Annotated in this window: 1 protein-coding gene; it reads left to right on the top strand. The window is 37.8% G+C overall.

All coding sequences use genetic code 11. The annotated features are described in order from the left end of the window. A partial coding sequence (locus tag A9Q93_RS04020; protein ID WP_303686087.1) for a choice-of-anchor J domain-containing protein occupies positions 1 to 3683 on the top strand: 3683 nt, incomplete at both ends.

A 3683-nucleotide genomic window follows, 5' to 3' on the forward strand; every position in this document is an offset into this window, starting at 1 on the left:
CAATACAACACCTTTGAGTGACTGGTCTTTTGCTGGAAACTTTATTACACCTCCTACATGTTTACCATTAGGAGCTATTTCTATTGATTCTATTTCAGATACTACATTGGACCTTTCATGGGGACAAGTTGGATCTGAAACTTCTTGGGATATTGAGATTATCAATACTTCAAGTATTCCTGCTGATACCTTCACGTATGTACCAAACAATGCTGGTCTTTCTACGAATGCACCGCAATTGACTGGTTTGGTACCGGAAAGTAACTACCAGTTTATCGTAAGAGCAAACTGTGGTGTTATTGACGGACCTGGTGCTTGGTCAGGAGTTTATAATTTCACAACATTACCTACTTGTCAGGCTCCAATCGATTTAGTATTGGTGTCGTATGATAATGATGATATTACATTCTCATGGACTTCTATTGACACTGAAACAATGTGGTATGTAGAGTATGTGAATGTTACATTAGGTGAAGTTCAAACTGGTATAGCTGATGACAGTACTACTACTGATTCTTATACAGCTATGAGTTTGGATGCAAATTCTGAGTATTCACTATATGTTAGTGCTGCCTGTGGTGGTGCAGATGGTAATTCAGACTGGTCAGGTCCTGTTACTATTACTACGTTGTGTAATGCTGTTGCAATGCCTTTCTCTGAACCATTCAGTACTTGGGTACCTGAGTGTTTTGATGTAGATAATGGTGATCAACCATGGTTTGAACATGTTTCTGGTGGTGATACAGTTGCTGCTAAAGCAAGAAACTCATGGCCAAACTATAGTACAAATAGACATTTGATCACGCCTATGGTCACTATGTCACAACAAGGTTTGTTGACATTCAAATGGTCTCACGATGAGTATACTTGGATTAGTGATAGTTTAAGTGTTCGTCTATCAAATGATGGTGGTGCTACATGGACTACTGTTTGGAATGTAACTGGTGCAGCATTTGATTCTCAAGGTGGTGTTACTTCTACACAACCTGGTATTTATGTTGAAGAAAATCTTTTGATTGATAATTCATATACTGGTACGGACTTAATGGTGGATATCGCTTACACGGGTCCAGCTAACTACGGATATACTGTATTTATCGATTCTATTGCTATAGATGTATTACCTCCTTGTAATATTCCTTACTATTTAGCTGTAGATTCTGCATATACTACATCTGTAGATATGTCATTTACAGTGGCAGGAACTGGAGCTACTTCTTACGAAGTTGAAATTGTGGAAGGATTGAATGCGCCAACTGGAGTAGCTACTGATGTAGTATCTGGAACGCCATTTACTTTGTCTTCATTGACTCCTGGTACTGATTACTCAGTATACGCAAGAACTATGTGTGGTACAGATTCAACTGTTTGGGTTGGTCCTGTTACATTCACAACTGTTTGTGCTCCTGTTGTTGATTATGCGACTTCATTTGAAGGTTTGAATACTGGAGATGCAATGAACTGTTGGGACTTTATTGATAGTACCAGCTCTTCATGGTCTAATGTTCAGGTGTTCAGTTCTACTTGGACTGTTGGTAATACTGGGATAAATTCTGTCCAAATGTCTAATGATAATGCAGTTGGTTCATCGAATTATCAGTTTGCAGTGCTTCCTGAATTTAGTTCATTGGCTACTCAAGATCATAGATTACGTTTCTTTGCTATTGATCAATGGAGTGATGGAAATGAGATTGTTGTAGGTACTATTTCAGATGTTAATGATATCAATACGTTTACACCATTTGAAACTGTTGCATTAACGAACGTCTATACTCAATATACAATCAATTTCGATTCATATACTGGATCTGATACACGTATAGCACTTCAGAATGTTGCTGGTGACGTGTATGCGACTACCTATATTGATGATGTTGAATGGCATGAAATTCCAAATTGTTTCCCTCCTTCAGTAACTATTGATTCTACGTCTACGACGTCGGTTTCTATTGCTATTGATTCTGCAGGTACATTTGGGGCTGAGTGGTTCATCGAAATGGTTGATATTGCTGGAAATAATCCAACAGTATTAGATACTGCTAATACTTTAGCGCATACTATTACTGGTTTAGCGCCTTCTACGGTTTACGCGATGACAATTTCTACAAATTGTTCGAACGCAATCAGTGAAGTATTAGTTGTGAATGTTCAAACAGATTGTGCTGCAATTGGAAATTTCTACAATAACTTTGAAGATCTTGCCGGTGGTGCAGATACATCTATTTGCTGGGATTATACAGTAGTTGATAATTCAACTTCTCAATGGTCATTCCCTACGATGAACGTGTACAACTCTACTTGGAACACATGTGATGGCTCTAAAGCTATTAGAATGTACAGTGGAGATGATCCAAATTCAGAATTGTTATTAGTAACACCTGAATTGACGGATATTAATGCTGGTACTCATGTATTGACATTTACTGCTACAAACTTCTCATCTTGGGCTCCTCCTTCTGGTTATGAAGTAGGGACTATAACAGATGCGAATGATCCTAATACCTTTACTGCACTTTATTCTGGAACAGCAGGCGTAGCCTGTGATTCTGTATTGGTGCCATTCTTGTCTTATACAGGAACGGATACTCGTATTGCGATTAGATTTGACCATTCTTCTACTTTCCAAAATCTTTATATTGATAAAGTAAGATGGGAAGAAGGTCCAGATTGTGCATTACCAGTTGGATTTAATACTGTTGAAGTATTGGATACTGAGGTTACTTTAGATTGGTTGAATATCAGCCCTGATACTGTTTGGTACTTAGAATTGGTTGATGTTTTGGATACATTAGATGTATATGATAGTATTCCAACGGATACTGCTCTTGTACATCCATACACTATTACTGGATTATCTGAGAATACTATTTATGATGTATACTTATCTAATCTTTGTGATACAGTATATGATGACGTATTACTATCATTTGTTACTCCATGGGGTAATAATATAGGTGTTTCTTCTATCATCTCTCCAGTTTCTGCAGGATGTAATTTGAGTGATTCATCTCAAATTGAAGTAGAGATTGAGAACTTTGGTGGTCTTATGGCAACTGGATTCCCAGTTGAATTGAGTTGGGATGATTCTATCTACTTCAACGTAGGTACATTCATGGATACTATCCAACCAGGTGGAACTGCTACATTTATTATAGATGGTTACTATGACTTCTCTTCTGCTCTAGATTCTAACTTCTGGGTTCAAACTGCTTTAGCAGCTGATTCAGTTGTATCGAATGACGGAATGGGATCAACAGTTACCAACCTTGGTAATATGTGGATTGATGTTCAAGTTAACACTGGTAACTACGCAGGTGAAGTATGGTGGGAAATTTTAGATACTATCAATAATGTTACCGCTTACAATACAGGTATCACTGCTGGTTATTCTAATAACTCAACGTACAATACTGCTGTTTGTGTATATGCAAATGGTGACTATGTTATGAATGCTTGGGATACGTATGATGATGGATGGAATGGTGGTACCTATTCTATTACTCGTTGTGGTGGTATTATCCTTGCAAACAATGATGGTAATGAAGTAACAAACGGAATTGGTGGTGTATCAGGATCTGATCTTGAGGTGCAAGAAGGTTTCCATGTTGATCCTTGTCCAGACAATGACTTGGCAGTAATGTCAATTGATGGTCTAGAAAGTGCTTGTGGTCTAGGAATGGAAG

Origin of the sequence: Nonlabens dokdonensis (assembly GCF_002162835.1) — a bacterium.
Taxonomy (GTDB): Bacteria; Bacteroidota; Bacteroidia; order Flavobacteriales; family Flavobacteriaceae; genus Nonlabens; species Nonlabens dokdonensis_B.